General features: G+C 35.8%; 15 protein-coding genes and 3 pseudogenes. 14 read left to right on the top strand and 4 right to left on the bottom strand.

Going from position 1 to position 15,530, the window contains the following annotated elements; genetic code table 11:
* Positions 1-273 precede the first annotated feature (273 nt).
* The 8 genes from AC5YDH_RS11285 (at position 274) to AC5YDH_RS11250 (ending at position 8,687) form a co-directional block, all read left to right on the top strand.
* The gene (locus tag AC5YDH_RS11285) at positions 274-579 is read left to right on the top strand and encodes a hypothetical protein (protein ID WP_496119571.1); all 306 of its coding nucleotides are present in this window, start codon (positions 274-276) and stop codon (positions 577-579) included.
* A gap of 372 nt (positions 580-951) precedes the next feature.
* Positions 952-1,386: an I78 family peptidase inhibitor gene (locus AC5YDH_RS11280; protein ID WP_496119570.1), complete on the top strand. Its 435-nt coding sequence runs from the start codon at positions 952-954 to the stop codon at positions 1,384-1,386.
* Positions 1,387-1,509: 123 nt separating this feature from the next.
* Positions 1,510-1,869: a hypothetical protein gene (locus tag AC5YDH_RS11275; RefSeq protein WP_496119566.1), complete on the top strand. Its 360-nt coding sequence runs from the start codon at positions 1,510-1,512 to the stop codon at positions 1,867-1,869.
* Between the two features lie 493 nt (positions 1,870-2,362).
* Entirely contained in the window at positions 2,363-5,002 is a 2,640-nt protein-coding gene (locus tag AC5YDH_RS11270) for a bifunctional aconitate hydratase 2/2-methylisocitrate dehydratase (RefSeq protein ID WP_496119562.1), read from the top strand.
* Positions 5,003-5,077: 75 nt separating this feature from the next.
* A complete protein-coding gene (locus tag AC5YDH_RS11265; protein WP_496119561.1) occupies positions 5,078-6,364 on the top strand; it encodes a putative phage abortive infection protein in 1,287 nt (428 codons plus the stop codon).
* An 83-nt stretch (positions 6,365-6,447) separates the two neighbouring features.
* A complete protein-coding gene (locus tag AC5YDH_RS11260; protein ID WP_496119559.1) occupies positions 6,448-6,663 on the top strand; it encodes a hypothetical protein in 216 nt (71 codons plus the stop codon).
* 261 nt (positions 6,664-6,924) lie between these two features.
* Entirely contained in the window at positions 6,925-7,509 is a 585-nt protein-coding gene (locus AC5YDH_RS11255) for a YceI family protein (protein ID WP_496119557.1), read from the top strand.
* 149 nt (positions 7,510-7,658) lie between these two features.
* The gene (locus AC5YDH_RS11250; RefSeq protein WP_496119555.1) at positions 7,659-8,687 is read left to right on the top strand and encodes a tyrosine-type recombinase/integrase; all 1,029 of its coding nucleotides are present in this window, start codon (positions 7,659-7,661) and stop codon (positions 8,685-8,687) included.
* A gap of 127 nt (positions 8,688-8,814) precedes the next feature.
* On the opposite strand, the gene AC5YDH_RS11245 is transcribed toward AC5YDH_RS11250, so the two are convergent.
* The 4 genes and pseudogenes from AC5YDH_RS11245 to AC5YDH_RS11230 all read right to left on the bottom strand — a co-directional run.
* Positions 8,815-9,039, bottom strand: a complete 225-nt coding sequence (locus tag AC5YDH_RS11245) for a hypothetical protein (RefSeq protein ID WP_496119554.1) — start codon at positions 9,037-9,039, stop codon at positions 8,815-8,817.
* Positions 9,040-9,316: 277 nt separating this feature from the next.
* Positions 9,317-9,601, bottom strand: coding sequence for a DNA-binding protein (locus AC5YDH_RS11240; protein ID WP_496119552.1), 285 nt, complete (start codon positions 9,599-9,601; stop codon positions 9,317-9,319).
* Between the two features lie 65 nt (positions 9,602-9,666).
* Positions 9,667-10,062: pseudogene (locus AC5YDH_RS11235) on the bottom strand (3'-5' exonuclease); the annotation flags it as partial.
* Positions 10,059-10,538, bottom strand: a pseudogene (locus AC5YDH_RS11230) (ATP-binding protein); the annotation flags it as partial. The pseudogenes AC5YDH_RS11235 and AC5YDH_RS11230, both read right to left, overlap by 4 nt.
* A 124-nt stretch (positions 10,539-10,662) precedes the next feature.
* Between AC5YDH_RS11230 and AC5YDH_RS11225 the strand changes: the two are divergent.
* The 6 genes and pseudogenes from AC5YDH_RS11225 (at position 10,663) to AC5YDH_RS11200 (ending at position 14,539) form a co-directional block, all read left to right on the top strand.
* Entirely contained in the window at positions 10,663-11,430 is a 768-nt protein-coding gene (locus AC5YDH_RS11225) for an LvrA C-terminal domain-related protein (RefSeq protein WP_496119550.1), read from the top strand.
* Positions 11,430-12,748, top strand: a pseudogene (locus tag AC5YDH_RS11220) (replicative DNA helicase). Before AC5YDH_RS11225 ends, AC5YDH_RS11220 begins: the two are co-directional and overlap by 1 nt.
* Positions 12,745-13,395 carry a hypothetical protein gene (locus AC5YDH_RS11215; protein WP_496119548.1) on the top strand — a complete coding sequence of 217 codons (651 nt, stop codon included), beginning with the start codon at positions 12,745-12,747 and terminating at the stop codon, positions 13,393-13,395. Before AC5YDH_RS11220 ends, AC5YDH_RS11215 begins: the two are co-directional and overlap by 4 nt.
* Positions 13,392-13,637, top strand: coding sequence for a hypothetical protein (locus tag AC5YDH_RS11210; RefSeq protein ID WP_496119546.1), 246 nt, complete (start codon positions 13,392-13,394; stop codon positions 13,635-13,637). The genes AC5YDH_RS11215 and AC5YDH_RS11210 overlap by 4 nt, the downstream gene beginning before the upstream one ends.
* A 70-nt stretch (positions 13,638-13,707) precedes the next feature.
* Positions 13,708-14,100, top strand: coding sequence for a DUF559 domain-containing protein (locus tag AC5YDH_RS11205; protein WP_496119544.1), 393 nt, complete (start codon positions 13,708-13,710; stop codon positions 14,098-14,100).
* Positions 14,101-14,104: 4 nt separating this feature from the next.
* A complete protein-coding gene (locus tag AC5YDH_RS11200) occupies positions 14,105-14,539 on the top strand; it encodes a hypothetical protein (protein ID WP_496119542.1) in 435 nt (144 codons plus the stop codon).
* Positions 14,540-15,530 lie beyond the last annotated feature (991 nt).

Here is a 15,530-nt window from a genome sequence, read left to right as displayed (position 1 = left end):
ATGCATTGACTGAAAAGGGCGAGTCACTCATCGTGACTCTGATTTAATTGGTTTTGCTGTCCGAGCAACAACAATCACAATCATTAGCCAGTTAGAGCAGGACTCTCTTGTAGATAATTATCTGAGAGGTGCAGCTAGAGGAAAAATCCTTCTGAATTTCATTAAGATGAACTATCGTGATGTTTATGCTGCTCTAGGAATCTAACCCACTTTGGTGGGTTTATTTTTTTCTTAATATTGAGTATTTTAAGTACACTATATGAGGGTGGTTGTATGAAAAAAATACTAGGGTTGTGTTTTGTATTGGGATTGGTTGGGTGTGCTGATAGTACTCAGCAGGCTAGAGCAAGCCTTGAAGATCAAGCCATTTTAAATATTAAGCAAAAATTAAAAGATCCTGATTCAGCACAATTTAGAAATCAAAAAGGTGCTTGTGGCGAAGTGAATGTTAAAAATGATCAGGGTGAGTACACAGGTTTTAAAAAGTACGTACTTGTTAAAGAAATAGTGATTATGGATGATGATGGAAGCACGATGTTTGAGCCACAGTGGAAGAAACACTGCAACAACGATAACTAAGATATAAGCCTCCTTTTGGAGGTTTTTTATCACCCAAAACTAGGTTTATTATGAAAATTCAAACAAAGTATTTAAAAAACAATCATTTACTTTAATTTATAGCGTATTGGATTTATTGTTAAGTTACATTCTTATAACTCGCGTTTCTTATTCAATTTTAGTTTAGGTGATTTTCATTAAGATGAGCCTGTAAAAATATGATTTTTCATAAATTACAGGCATTTTTTATGGTTTTTGAATGAACGAAAATAAAGTAAAATTTAAGAATATGTAGCGTAAGATGAACATTATTATTGAATAATAATTGTAAATGATTGACTCATCTACTTTTAGAATCTGATACATTTTAATCTTTTAAGATGATAATAATTTATGAAAAAGCTTCTATTAATTGGTGCTATTTTTGCATCAATAACTGCATGCTCAACAGCACAAACAAAGTCTGACAGTAAACCTCAGCTAGGTATGGCAAATCCTGCAAGCCAATATTGTGTACAACAAGGCGGAAAATTATCAATTGAAAATGAAGTAAAGGGGCAAGTTGGTTACTGTCACTTACCCAACGGGCAAGTAATTGAAGAGTGGGAATACTTTAGAAAAAGCCAAGCTGAATGTGTAGCAGATGAAGCACAAAAATTGGTTGGACTTAAAAATTTAACTGAAGAGCAAATTAAAGAAAAAACCAAATCATCTACTGTACGTACGGTCAAACCTGGTCAGCCTATTACAATGGATTATCGATCAGATCGTATTACGATAACAGTTGATCCTACAACTCAAAAAGTTCTAAGAGCTTCATGTGGTTAATGGTTTAATTTGTTAAATTTAGTATCAAAAAGCTCCAGAAGGGGCTTTTTTGTATTTTTAAAATCTTTGAAATTTCTTATTTAAGTTAAATTTGATTATGATAGGCATAAGAGGAGATTTTGAATGAAAAAGTTACTTGCTTTGAGCATTCTTGTTGTATTAACAGGCTGTGCAGAAAAGAAACCTTTAACTCCGCAAGAACAGTGGCATGGTTACTGTACAAGCGTAGGTAATGCAGCACGTTCAATTGTTTTAGACCGTCAAAACGGTATTGAAAAAGACAAGGCAATTGAGCATGCAGAAAAAATTGAAGATGAAACTACCAAAGGTTTTGTACTAAAAATTATTGAAGAAGCTTATGCATTACCAGAAGCAGAATTGAAAAATGATGTGGAAGGTTCACGTGATAATCTTAAAGCAAAAGTAACGGAAAGATGTATTGCAACACCGCATGATCAAATGCCAGATTATAAACCGTTCTAATGAACGGTTTTTTTATATAAGAAGCAAAATAGCCTAAGTATTTTTGGTTACATAAAATACAATCAAATATGTAAAAATAGAGTCTCTTTTTTGTCAAATTAAGATGAGTAAAATGCTAAACGAAAATCAGATTCAAATAAAATTTGAAGGGTGCTGCACAACTTTAGAGCAATATATTCAAAGCACTACAGTCCACTAAGGTTGAATATCAATATAAAAATAAAAAAGGCAACATGATGTTGCCTTTTTTATGATTCTTTTGTGCATAAAAAGTGTTAAATATAAGACAAAGATGTACGTATTTTTAGCAATTCGGTTATCGAATAATCAAGATAGGCATCATTTAGTTAATAAATAATGGGCATCACGAAGAAACACTTGTAGCGCATTAACTTTTAACTGGAATTTTAGTAACATAAAGTAGTCCATATTATTTACGAAGCCTGAAAAGGTTGGAATTTGTAAATAAATTTTTAAGAAGAGGAATTACACCGTGCTAGAAGCTTACCGCCAACACGTTGAAGAACGTGCCGCACTCGGAGTCCCACCGAAACCACTTGATGATGCTCAAACAGCTGCATTAGTTGAATTATTAAAAAATCCACCAGCAGGTGAAGAAGCATTTTTAGTTGATTTGCTTGAAAACCGTGTTCCTGCAGGTGTAGACCAAGCTGCTTATGTAAAAGCTGCTTTCTTAGCTGCATTGGCAAAAGGCGAAGCGACATCTCCATTAGTTTCTAAAGAACGTGCGGTTTACTTACTAGGTACTATGCTTGGTGGTTATAACGTAGCTCCTTTAGTTGCTTTGCTTGATGATGCAGAACTTGCTGAATTAGCTGCTGAAGCGCTTAAGAAAACTCTTCTTGTATTTGATGCGTTCCATGACGTTGCAGATAAAGCACGTGCTGGTAATGCAAATGCAAAAGCAGTTATGCAATCTTGGGCTGATGCTGAATGGTTCACAACTCGTAAAGACGTTCCTTCAGAAATCAAACTTACAGTTTTCAAAGTAACTGGCGAAACAAACACAGACGACTTGTCACCTGCACAAGACGCTTGGAGCCGTCCAGATATTCCATTACATGCAAATGCAATGTTGAAAAACGAACGTGATGGCATCAACCCTGAAAAACCAGGTGAAGTTGGTCCATTAAACCAAATTAAAGCGCTTGTTGCTAAAGGCAACCAAGTTGCTTACGTTGGTGACGTTGTTGGTACAGGTTCATCTCGTAAATCTGCAACTAACTCTGTTCTTTGGTTCTTTGGTGATGACATCGCTCACATCCCGAACAAAAAAGACGGTGGTTACTGCTTAGGTTCTAAAATCGCTCCGATTTTCTTCAACACAATGGAAGATGCTGGTGCGTTACCAATCGAAATCGATGTTCAAAACATGAACATGGGCGACGAAATTGTACTTAACATTGACCATGCTGCTGCAAAAGTAACTGCATCTAAAGATGGCGCTGTTATTGCTGAAGCTGAACTTAAAACTCCAGTACTTCTTGATGAAGTTCGTGCGGGTGGTCGTATCAACTTAATCGTTGGTCGTGGTTTAACAACTAAAGCACGTGAAGAATTAGGTCTTGCTCCATCGACTTTATTCCGTACTCCAGTTCAGCCTGCTGCAACTGGTAAAGGCTTCACTCAAGCTCAAAAAATGGTTGGTCGCGCTTGTGGTCTTCCTGAAGGTCAAGGTGTACTTCCAGGTACTTACTGCGAACCTAAGATGACTACTGTTGGTTCTCAAGATACAACAGGTCCAATGACTCGTGACGAATTGAAAGACTTAGCTTGCTTAGGTTTCTCTGCGGACCTAGTTATGCAATCTTTCTGTCATACCGCTGCTTATCCAAAGCCAGTTGACGTTCAAATGCAACACTCGCTTCCTGATTTCATCATGAACCGTGGTGGTGTATCTTTACGCCCAGGTGACGGTATTATTCACTCTTGGTTAAACCGTATGCTTCTTCCAGATACTGTTGGTACTGGTGGTGACTCACATACTCGTTTCCCAATTGGTATTTCGTTCCCTGCGGGTTCTGGTCTTGTAGCATTCGCTGCAGCGACTGGTGTTATGCCACTAGATATGCCTGAATCTGTTCTTGTTAAGTTCAAAGGTAAAATGCAACCTGGTATCACTCTACGTGACCTAGTACATGCAATTCCTTACGTTGCGATTCAGCAAGGTGACTTAACTGTAGAGAAGAAAGGTAAGAAAAACATCTTCTCTGGTCGTATCTTAGAGATCGACTTAACAGAAATGGAAACTGACTTAACTGTTGAGCAAGCGTTCGAACTTTCTGATGCTTCTGCTGAACGTTCAGCTGCTGGTTGTTCTATCACACTTTCTGAAGAGAAAGTTGCTGAATACCTTAAATCAAACATTACTATGTTGAAATGGATGATTTCTGAAGGTTATGGCGATGCTCGTACTATGGCGCGCCGTGTTGAGAACATGGAAAAATGGTTAGCGAACCCATCACTTCTTAAAGCTGATGCTGACGCTGAATACACTAAAGTGTATGAAATTGACCTTGCTACAATTACTGAGCCAGTTCTTTGCTGTCCAAACGATCCAGATGATGCGAAATTGTTATCTGACGTTCAAGGCGTGAAAATTGACGAAGTATTTGTTGGTTCATGTATGACTAACATCGGTCACTTCCGTGCGACTGGTAAGTTACTTGAGAAAGTTCCTGGTGGCGTACTTTCAACTCGTTTGTGGATTGCTCCACCTACGCGTATGGACGAACGTCAATTGATGGAAGAAGGTTTCTACAATACTTATGGTAAAGCTGGCGCGCGTACTGAAATGCCAGGTTGTTCATTATGTATGGGTAACCAAGCACGTGTAGCGCCGAACACAACTTGTGTTTCGACTTCTACTCGTAACTTCCCGAACCGTTTAGGTCAAGGTGCTAACGTTTACTTAGCTTCTGCTGAATTGGCTTCTGTTGCTGCGGTACTTGGTAAATTACCAACTCCTGCTGAATATCAAGAATATGCTGCTCAAATTGATAGCATGTCTGCTGATATTTACCAATACTTAAGTTTCGACAAAATGAGCGACTACACAGACGCTTCTAAAGATGTTGATACTAAGAAAATTGCTGCTGCTCAATTGTCTTAATTTGTTGAAAATTAAAGTGATTTGAGTTAAAAATAAGGGCTGATTAATCAGCCCTTATTTTTTGTGAAATATTTTATGATTTTATGGATAAAAAAACTTTTTAATAATGCTTTTTTAAACCCTTTTAGAAGTGTTAAGCATTTTGTTTTTTTAATTGTTATTTTTAATATATGTATTTGGTGCTTTAATAATCAGAATATATTTAAAAAATCATTAGATTATATAAGTTACTCTATTCAAAAAATGGACGCTTATGAAGAAAATTACATAGGCTTTCAAAATTGGTTAAAAGCTCATGATGAGAAAAAAAGTTACAATGATGAAAGTAATAAGATAGTTAAAGAAATGAGTGTTGATCAACAGGTATATCAGTATACGGTAGAAAAGAAATTACAAGATAGTAAAGTAGAAATAAAAGAAGATGTTAGCTACAAAAATGCACAAGATAATTTTATTGTCCATATTGGATATTGGGGAGATTTACTATCAGCTATTTCTTCGATAGTTGCATTATTTTTTTCTAGCGTTGCATTAGTTTTTGTATATCTAACTTTTATCAATGAAAAAGATAGAGCTAAGCAACAAAGGTTTGAAGATAGATTTTTCAGACTATTAGAAATTCATAGAGCAAACTTCAATTCTATAGTAATTGATAAAAATAATGGTGAAAATTATGAGGGGGCTAAAGCTTTCTTAAAAATGTTTAGAGAGTTGATGGCTATATATGAAACTCTAAATATTAAAAAAAATATATGGTTAGACCCGAAATATAGCTTTTCAAATTTACAGAGAATGGAAATTGCTTATCTTTGTTTTTTTATTGGCGGTGGAACTAGGTCTAGAAGAACTTTAGCCCCTTACTTAAAAAAGTATAAAGCTATTAAAGTAAAAGAATTAATGGAGATTATTACTGATGAAGAGGTTAGAGGTTTAATAAGTTCTAAAGCTGGGATTAATTATAAAGCTTTGGGAGGTCATCAAAGTAGGTTAGGGCATTATTTTAGAAACCTTTATTTTTGTGTTACACAAGTTGATGAGTCTAAGATTTTGACTGAAGCTCAGAAAAAAGAATATGTGAAACATTTAAGAGTACAGTTAAATAATTATGAGCAAATTATATTACTTCTAAATTCTCTTTCTGATTTTGGCAGTGAATGGGGTAAATATATTTATAAGTATCAGTTGGTAAAAAATATACCTTATCAAGCTTTAGAGCCTAATACTGAATTAAATATTGAAGATATTATTAGAAATTACAAGAATTCTTTTGAAAGTCAAAAGAATTGCATAGAGAAATTTATTTGCGATTGGAAGGATGAAGAATTTGAATACCAAAAGCATTTAAAAAATGAACACGAGTAGTCAGTAGCATTTTGAATCAGATCGTTATGCTATATTAAAAGCAGTGTAAAATTTCTAGCTTATTTTTAAATTGTATGATTTTTATGCCCAAACAATCCCGATTCCTCTGTATTGGTGGTTTCCTCAACGGAACTCAAGTGAAAGACCAAGGCGACAGCTTTGTCTGTATCGAAAAAGGTAAGAATGTCACTTACACCAAAAAAGAAATCTTCCATCCCGATTCATGGGATCACGACTATTATGTCTGTGAAACTACCACAGACAAACAAGCGCGTAACTGGGTTTATGATATTGAATAATCATTTTATTTAGACTAAAAAAGATGGGTATAAATCCATCTTTTTTTAACCCAATTTAATGGTAATAGTTTAGTATTAATAACCAACCAAAGTAGATTATGTATGTGTAAATAATTCAAACTTAAATTTGAAATGAATAAGCTTGAAATAAAGTACACGGTTTATGGGTCGTTCCATATTTGCAACATATCGTTTTATACATAACAGTGTAATTATTAAAGAAAAATATAGACTAATTCATATTCAGAAAAGGATATAAACATGAAATTTAAAACACTTGCACTAGGTTTAGCACTTGCTTCGGCAACAACACTTTCTATGGCAAAAGCTGTAACTTATAAAATTGACCCAACACATACAGCAACAGTATTTACTTGGAATCACTTTGGTTTTTCTACGCCATCTGCAAACTTTAGCGATATTCAAGGTACAATTAATGTAGATAATGCGAAGCCTGAAAAATCATCTGTAGATGTAACGATTCCAGTTGCAAGCTTAAACACAAATGTAAAAGCTTTGGATGATCATTTAAAAACTGCAGATTTCTTTGATGCAGCAAAATACCCAAACATCACATTTAAAAGTACTAAAGTTGAAACTACAGATAAAAAACATTTTAAAATTACAGGTAACTTAACTATTAAAGATGTGACTAAACCTGTTGTTTTAGATGCTGTATTAAATCAACAAGCTGTACACCCAATGACAAAACTAGAAACGATTGGTTTTAATGCAACCACATCTTTTGATCGTTCTGCATTTGGTGTAGGTGCGTATGTGCCAAATGTTGGAGATAAAATTACAGTAAATATTACAACTGAAGCATCTATTCCTGATAAAAAGTAATTAAAACAGTATGTTATGATTTAAAAAGCCGTCCAATATGACGGCTTTTCTATTACCGTAAGTGATAAAATTCTCATTATTTTTACAATTTTTACAGTAAAATTGGTATTATTAAAAGAAATCTGCACCAAATCTACACCAAGAATATTATGAAATTACCCAAGCCAATACAGCGTGGTTCGACCTTTAGAATTACTGTGACGTACGATAAAAAACGTTATTCAGCAACAAGGGATACTGCGAAAGAGTGTGAGCAGTGGGCAGCGCTTAAACTACTTGAGTTAAAAACAGGTAGAGCCGAAGAAGAAAAAGGGGTAAGGCCTGCGTACCCTTTTAAGCAGCTTTGTGGAAAATATTATGTTGAGCGTGGAATCAAATTAAAATCAGCTCATGTTATTAAAAATAAGTTTGACAACATTGATCGAATTCTTGGTGAGTTAGCAACAAAGTCTATTTATGATTTTCAACCTGAAGATATTGTGCGTTGGAGAAATAAGCGAGTATTGGAAGTGCAGAGCAGTACAGCACTTCGTGAGTTTGCTATGTTTGCATCTGTATTTAGTTACGCAATCAAAGAGCTTTTCATTTTAGAAAAGAATGTATGGACTGTTGTGACTAAGCCAAATAAAGGCAAGCCAAGAGAGCAGCGAATATATGAAGCTGATCAAGAAAAAATGCTTGAGTGCTTAAAATGGGATAAAAATACTACACCTGTTCGAGTGATGCATTATGTTGCATGGTCAATGCTCTTTGCTTTGGAAACAGCAATGCGAAAGGGTGAAATACTTTCAATGACTCGAAGTAATATTAAAGATGGGTATATTTATTTACCCATGACCAAAAATGGTGATTCTCGAAATGTACCTTTGTCAAAAGAAGCTAAACGACTTTTATCACTGATTCCTGATGATCAGGACATTATTGTTCCCGTAAAAGAAAAGTCATTCAGAAGAACATGGCATAGGGAAAGAGAAAAAGCTGGGCTAAATGAAATCAACTTTCATGACACTCGACATGAAGCTATCACTCGCATGGTAAAAGATAAAAAACTACCTGTTGAAATATTAGCTAAAATTACAGGGCATAAGACTATCGGAATTTTAATTAACACTTACTACAACCCTGATGCTCAAGACTTGGTTGAAATGTTTAATGAAAATGAGAGTATGAAGCTATAAATTTGTATTAGAAATCTAAGTCATTAGAGTTGAGAATGATATTGATGTATAGATGATAAAAAAGGATGAAATTTCATCCTTTTTTAGAAACCAGCAATATCGTTTTGCTAGTAATTATAATTTTATATTAGTTTGCACTTGGAGCAGAAGCAGGGGCAGAAACTTCAACCTCTACGACTTCTACAACTGTTGGAGCTGAACTCTCTACCACAGCATCACTAGCTGCTACAGGAGCAGAAGCTTCAACTTCTGTAACTGTTACAGTTTCAACTTCTTTTTCCTTAGAACATCCTGTTAATACTAATGCGCCAATAGCCATAGTAGTTGCGAGAACAGTTGTAAATTTAGACATGATAAAATTCCTAGTAGTTAGATTGTTTTATAGAAATAAGTTATTGATAAAAATAATACATAAATAAAAAATGCTTTTCAAGCATAAGTAAGGATTGGTCTAGGAATATCTAAATTCAGTTGAGAGCTTATTTACACTTTGGTGCAAGCATCTAGTAGTGGGCTTTAAGGAAGGGGTATCATTGGGTTCTTTTTATTATTTAAAGTAGAATCTATACTAAGTGATTATATTCACTCATATGATTGATTTCTCCAGAATACAAGTTATTAAACGAGAGCTAATTAGCTCTCGGTCTTCCTTTTCTTACTTTTTGGGTGAGTAGGTTATGTGCTATTTGAGGATTGTATAGCGACTTACCTTCTGATCCTTGATTAATGCTTGTAAGCTTCTCTCGAATCGTTGTTACACTTAGATTGTAGGCTTTGGCTAATTGAGCAGCAGTTACAAGTTCAGCTTGAATCTCTTTAAGTTCTTTAACAATCGCACCCCCAATGTCTTGACCTAGCATAATTTTAGGAGGGGTGTCTGCCTCGACTGTTATTGTGTATTTAAATGCACCCATCAACCTTCCTCCTTCAAACTCTCAACCACATTTTTAGGCAAATCACGCTCAAGCAACCACTCTTGAACAATGTGATACAAAGCACCAAGCGTATGAGAATCCAAGTTTTTCCAAACCATACGAGCTAAAGCTAAGGTACAAATACCCTTCACATTGATAGATGAATCACATAAGCGAACAGCTTGAATGTCATAATCCACTTTGTGACCAATCATAAATTCCACACCCGACGGTAAACGGAAAGTTTCATAACTTGGTTTTAATGCAATATCACTTTCAAGGATGTGATGAACAGCCATAGCACCCAATGAAATTGGAGCAGGGCAAGAGTAGTATTCATCGAATACCTGGTCTTGATTCACCACCAACACACCTTGCTCAAGTGAGCAGGGTGCATAAGCGATTTCAATTGGGTAGCCATTAATTGAATGAGTTTCTGTGTCTAAAATTACGGTGTTCATGCGACAGCTTTCCCTTGTCCTTGCTTAATTACGTCAGCTTTAACAGCTTCAAAATGTTGAGATTCAATACTGATCAGGCTGTCAATTCCATTGTTTTCACAGAACGTCATCACATCGATACCAGCTTGATTTAATAGCTCTTGGAGTTCATCACGTTGAGCATCCGTAATACCGTTAAATTCAGGTGAATCAACCCAAGAACCACGTTCTTTGTTATAGGTGCATTTCAATTCATTGGCACGATTCAACACAGATAAACGCATGTTTTGATAGAAAGGATGTTGTTTATCCAAAGACTCGGTTAATTGATTCAACTCACTTGCATATTGAGCTTCACCACAACTTTGAATAAAGTTTTCCATTTCCTCACCTGCTTTAATCATCGCAAGTTGATCTGGTGTAAGTGTGTTGATATGGTCCTTTGCTTGTTTAATTAAATCAGCCAAGAAAGTAGGGTGTGTTTTAAGATCAGGTACGATCTCAAATGCTTGAAATCGAGTTGCAACGTCGAATTGATAATTTCCAAAAAGCTGTGGAGGCATTTGTTTTTAGTAAAACAATTGAAAATGCACACCACTTAGCAGTTGCAAAAGGAGAATTATGCAGATTTATGGTGGGGGAGAAACTGTGAGTGCTTTTATTGTTAATGCATTTATGCTCCCTAATGCCTGTGTTGATAACAGCATGTTAGCAGAGCTAAAGGGCGCACCATTATCTGTGTATGTCTATATTGTGAGAAGAACTCGTGGCTGGGGTGTTGATAGTAGATCAATCAGCATTGCAGAATTTGAGCGCGCTACTGGGTATAAAAAAGATGCTGTAATTTCAGCCATTCGCATTCTTGAGTCAATGAAGATCATCGAAGCTGATCGAGAATACAAAGCAGTTACAGAATACAGATTATGTGATGGTGTTCTCGACTCGGAAAAACAGAATCAAGAGTCTGGACTCGGAAAAACCGACAAGAATAATAGCAATCTTGTCGGAAAAACCGAATCCAATCTTGTCGGAAAAACCGCATCTATTAAAGCAACTCTTTTTAAAGCAAGTAAAAAACAAGGTGGGTACCCAGAAGCGTTTGAGAAATTTTGGGAGGCTTATCCTCATTGCAAACGTAAATCTAATAAATCTGGTACAGCTAAAACTTTCGAGAAATATCAGTCTGAATTTAATTTAGATATTTTGATATCGATTCTTGAAAAACAAAAAAATGATGTGTCTTGGACTAAGCAAGATGGTGAGTTCATTCCAGCTCCAACAGCTTGGTTAAATCAAAAACAATGGGAAAATGATTACTGGTTGAATACACCTCAGCCTTACCAATCAACCATCCCTCAAAACTTCACTGCTGACATGGGAGATTGGTAATGAGCAATATTCACAATATCTCAATCGAACAATGTGTATTAGCAGCACTGATGACAGTTCAAAATTCTTATGAAGCTGTAATGGGTGACTTAACAACAGATTGTTTTCATGCAAACAAGCATCAGGATATTTACAAAGCAATCGTAAGCCTTGCTGATAAAAACAAGCCGTATGACGTTTTGATGGTTGAACAACAACTCAATCAAGAAAATACGTTATTTGATGCAACTGAATACCTTATGCAGATGATGGCAGAGGCTCCATCAAGTTTTTACAACCTTGAAAGCTATGTTGCTGAGTTGGTGAAGTTTAAAAACCATCGTGAAGTTGAAGTGATGGGTCGCAGTATTCAGGAAGTCGCTAAAGATTTGTCGGTTACTGATATTCATAACGCTGCTGAAAACATTCTAAGCCAAGGATCAACAAGCGATAAGGCTGAAAAAACAAGCTTTACATTTGAAGAAGCAGTGAAGCGTTCAGGTGAGCAACTGATTCAAAAAGCACAAGCGAAAGCAACAAAGCAATTTGTAGGAGTGAAGTTCAACCTTCCTCATTTGGATAACTTGGTTGGAATAATTCAGAAAGGCCATTTTTGTGTGATAGGCGGTCGTCCTGGTTCAGGTAAATCTACTTTGGCTCAAATGGTCGCTATCCAAACGGCTATGCAGTTCCAAGAGGCTGTATTGGTTATCTCTGCTGAAATGGATGTTGAAACATTCACTAACCGCTGTATCTCTGCTGTATCACAGATTCCTTTTCGCATATTCACAATGCTGAACTTGAAAACGAAACACATTTATTTGTGGATGCTCAAGAGCGATTAGGGAAATTAAAGATTCATGTTGAAGATAAGCAAAAACCAACGATCTCTGAAATTCACTCTTATGCACGTAAAGCAAAGCGTAATTATAAAAAATTAGGTTGCATCATCGTTGATTACTTACAGCTTGTACGTGATCCAAGCAAGAAAGACCGCTATCAGGAAGTGAGTTCAATTAGCCGTGATTTGAAAGCTATGGCGAAAGAGTTTGATTGTCCTGTGATTGCGCTTGCACAGCTTAATCGTGAATCGGAAAAGGGTAAGCGTCCAAAGCCAAGTGATCTAAAAGAATCAGGTCAGATTGAGCAGGATGCAGACCAAATTTTATTAGTACATCCAGTGGTAAATCCTAATGACGATGAGCCTACAGGTATCACTGAAATCATTGTTGGGAAAAACCGTCACGGCAAAAAGGGAATTGCACGAGTTGCAGATCGTTTAGACATTTGTCGTTTTGTGGGTATTCAAGAAGATTCAAGAGTTGGGGGTGGGGTGTGAAAGATAGATTTTATCTAGCATGTTTTCGAGACAATGTTGGTTCAAGTGTTAGTTTTCAGCGTAAAGAGTTTAAGGGCTATCACACTGATATTGATCAAGCTCATGAATGCACCTTGGAAGAAGCTCAGTATCACTTTAACCATGCACGCGAATATGACTTGCCGATTTCTGCCGATCATGTTGATGCGCTAGCTATATGGAAGGTCGATCATCAATACATTCCTAATGAAACTCAGTTTTTTACTGATATCCATAATACATATGTTGCTTTCAAAAAAGGTGAATGGGATGGGAATGATGTCTATTGGTTAAATACCGATAAGTGCAGCACATCAACCGATTTTTCTAGCGCCTCAGTATTTGGTTGCTCTGTCGCTAAAAAATTAGATTCAAGCTATGTGATTATTCCTTTCTGTTTAGCAGATAGGGTAAAGCGTAGAACTTTTGATTTTAGAAAACTTAATAAAGGAATCATGGTTTTTGGTGCTGGATTAAAAAAACCAGAGCACTTACAGAAAGCTAGACGTAAAAATCCAAACCCTAAAACGCGTTTCAATTGCCCTAAGTGCGGGAAGATTAACTGGCAATTTAACCCCTATGATTTTGAAGTGTGTAATTACTGTTATCACCACGGAGTCGCAGCATGAAAAAACAACACAGCGCCGTAAAACAAACAGAAAAAATTGTACACGTTTTAAAAAATGCAATTCAAAGCAAAGGACGATTTAGCACGATGGATATTGCTGAATGGACAGGTTTGTCAAGATTCTCTGCGAATGTAATTTCAAGACAGTTGGTTAAGGAAGGTTATTTAACTGCAGATGGATGCAAGCCACTAGGTTTTAAAGCGACAGATAAGGCGAAGCAATTATTTTGGGTGGCTTCATGACAAATCACGACTTAGAAGAAGAATTGTTGCTAGAACAATTTCAAGAGAACGAAGCGGATATGGGGGTTGAATGACCAGTATCTCACTCGCTGAATACAAGAAACAATACGGAAATAAGCTTAAATCAAAATGTCCGAAGCGTGGCGTGAAGAAACAGAGTAAGGGTGAGCAAACACTAAGGATGCAATTAAAAGCGCTGAAAATCGCATTTAAGAGCGAATTTAGGTTTCACCCTACAAGGAAATGGAGAGCTGATTTTTATATTGAAAATACAAAGCTGTTGATTGAGGTTGAAGGGGGTATCTGGTCAGGTGGTCGTCATACGAGAGGTAAAGGCTACTTAGGGGATATGGAGAAGTACAACACAGCTACAGCAATGGGTTATCAGGTATTTAGATTTAGCACAGAACAAGTAACAAGCGGATTTGCAATTAAACAGATTGAAGAATTGGTGAGAGGGTAAAGGGATGAATGCGATGGTGAAAGTTATGGATTGGTCGAAATTTACAGCTGAAGAATGGATGAAACAATACGGGGCTTACATTGCAACATGTCGCATGAAATCAGGTAATGCGCCTGATAGTTTGGGTGTGAATCAAATATATTGGTTGATCTGTGAAAACAACAAAGGTGTAGCACCACGTAAGAATCAATTGATTTGCGAAATTAATGATTTTGAAGCAGAAGAGGTGCGAAAACTTATCATTGATCTAAAGTATTCACCACGCATCTGCGATTCAGCCAAAGTAGCGGTTAATCTTTTTATTGAGAAGAATGTCTGTGGGATGTCGCTTCGCCAAATGGAGCATCAATTTAAATTAGGAAGAACTGCTTTGGATAGCATGATTTTTGCAGGGAAATACTTTTTGAATGGACATGATAAACGACTAAGAATAATTTGACTGTCCGGACAGGATATGGCATATTTTAGTTATAGTGCACGAAGTATGTAAGTTGCACAGTAAGAAGCTCATCGAAAGATGGGCTTTTTTAATGCCAGTTATTTAATCTTTGGTTCATAGACTAATAAAGTATCAATGTTGTAAAACTTATTTTTGGTAGGTATTACTAGTTACTTAATAAATAAACCTAGTAAAATAGTGGGTGTTACTCCACAGGAATTTAATTTTTAATTCCAAGTTTATAACCTGCATTTCTTCCCCAAGAGATGCGGGTTTTTTTGCTTATCGAAAAATGCGTTTTATTGATATATTTTGCTAATTAAAACTAAATATTTGTTTGTTATATTAGTTTTCAATAAGAATACAGCGTTATCTATATGTGTATTTTGGGAGAGATGCACATATTCTTACTCACCCCGACTAACCTCGGGGTTTTTTATTATCTGAAATTCTAATTAGATCAAAATCGAGCCTTTTAATTCTGTCGAATTCGACGGTTTTAAAAAATGGCGAATTTGCCATAATTAAATCAACATAGAAGAAACACTTCTTGGTTGAGCTATTCGGAAATTCCTAATAGTTGACCATATCAAGCCTTTGCTCGGAAAGGTTTTGGCGGCTTCCTTTTATTCTTAGTGGTTTAGATTGATTGTCGCCAAACTTACGTATTTGATACAAACAAAATGATTAAATCCGACTATATTAATATGGATTCTCCAGTTTATTACCCACTTACTCCAATTCGTGGGTATTTTTTTGAATAAAATATTTGTGTGGTAATTTAAGGTAATAAGAAAAATAGGATATATATATTGTTGTGCGTATTGTCCGAAAGCGTCCGTTCCAAGTGGAATTTTTACATATTGCATTATTTTCAAAACATATTATTATAAAAAATAACAAAAAATAACGAGGATAAAAATATGACCTCCGAAGATATAATAGACATAATACTTATAATGGTTTCAGCGGTGATCTTGACCTTATTAGT

Source organism: Acinetobacter sp. FY683, assembly GCF_059515885.1.
This window is presented reverse-complemented; position numbering and strand designations above follow the sequence as displayed.

Bases quoted from the DNA above. Each gene is read 5' to 3' on its own strand.
- AC5YDH_RS11285 (WP_496119571.1), top strand. From the start codon at position 274: ATGAAAAAAATACTAGGGTTGTGTTTTGTATTGGGATTGGTTGGGTGT.
- AC5YDH_RS11280 (WP_496119570.1), top strand. From the start codon at position 952: ATGAAAAAGCTTCTATTAATTGGTGCTATTTTTGCATCAATAACTGCA.
- AC5YDH_RS11275 (WP_496119566.1), top strand. From the start codon at position 1,510: ATGAAAAAGTTACTTGCTTTGAGCATTCTTGTTGTATTAACAGGCTGT.
- AC5YDH_RS11265 (WP_496119561.1), top strand. From the start codon at position 5,078: ATGATTTTATGGATAAAAAAACTTTTTAATAATGCTTTTTTAAACCCT.
- AC5YDH_RS11260 (WP_496119559.1), top strand. From the start codon at position 6,448: ATGCCCAAACAATCCCGATTCCTCTGTATTGGTGGTTTCCTCAACGGA.
- AC5YDH_RS11255 (WP_496119557.1), top strand. From the start codon at position 6,925: ATGAAATTTAAAACACTTGCACTAGGTTTAGCACTTGCTTCGGCAACA.
- AC5YDH_RS11250 (WP_496119555.1), top strand. From the start codon at position 7,659: ATGAAATTACCCAAGCCAATACAGCGTGGTTCGACCTTTAGAATTACT.
- AC5YDH_RS11245 (WP_496119554.1), bottom strand. From the start codon at position 9,039: ATGTCTAAATTTACAACTGTTCTCGCAACTACTATGGCTATTGGCGCA.
- AC5YDH_RS11240 (WP_496119552.1), bottom strand. From the start codon at position 9,601: ATGGGTGCATTTAAATACACAATAACAGTCGAGGCAGACACCCCTCCT.
- AC5YDH_RS11225 (WP_496119550.1), top strand. From the start codon at position 10,663: ATGCAGATTTATGGTGGGGGAGAAACTGTGAGTGCTTTTATTGTTAAT.
- AC5YDH_RS11210 (WP_496119546.1), top strand. From the start codon at position 13,392: ATGAAAAAACAACACAGCGCCGTAAAACAAACAGAAAAAATTGTACAC.
- AC5YDH_RS11205 (WP_496119544.1), top strand. From the start codon at position 13,708: ATGACCAGTATCTCACTCGCTGAATACAAGAAACAATACGGAAATAAG.
- AC5YDH_RS11200 (WP_496119542.1), top strand. From the start codon at position 14,105: ATGAATGCGATGGTGAAAGTTATGGATTGGTCGAAATTTACAGCTGAA.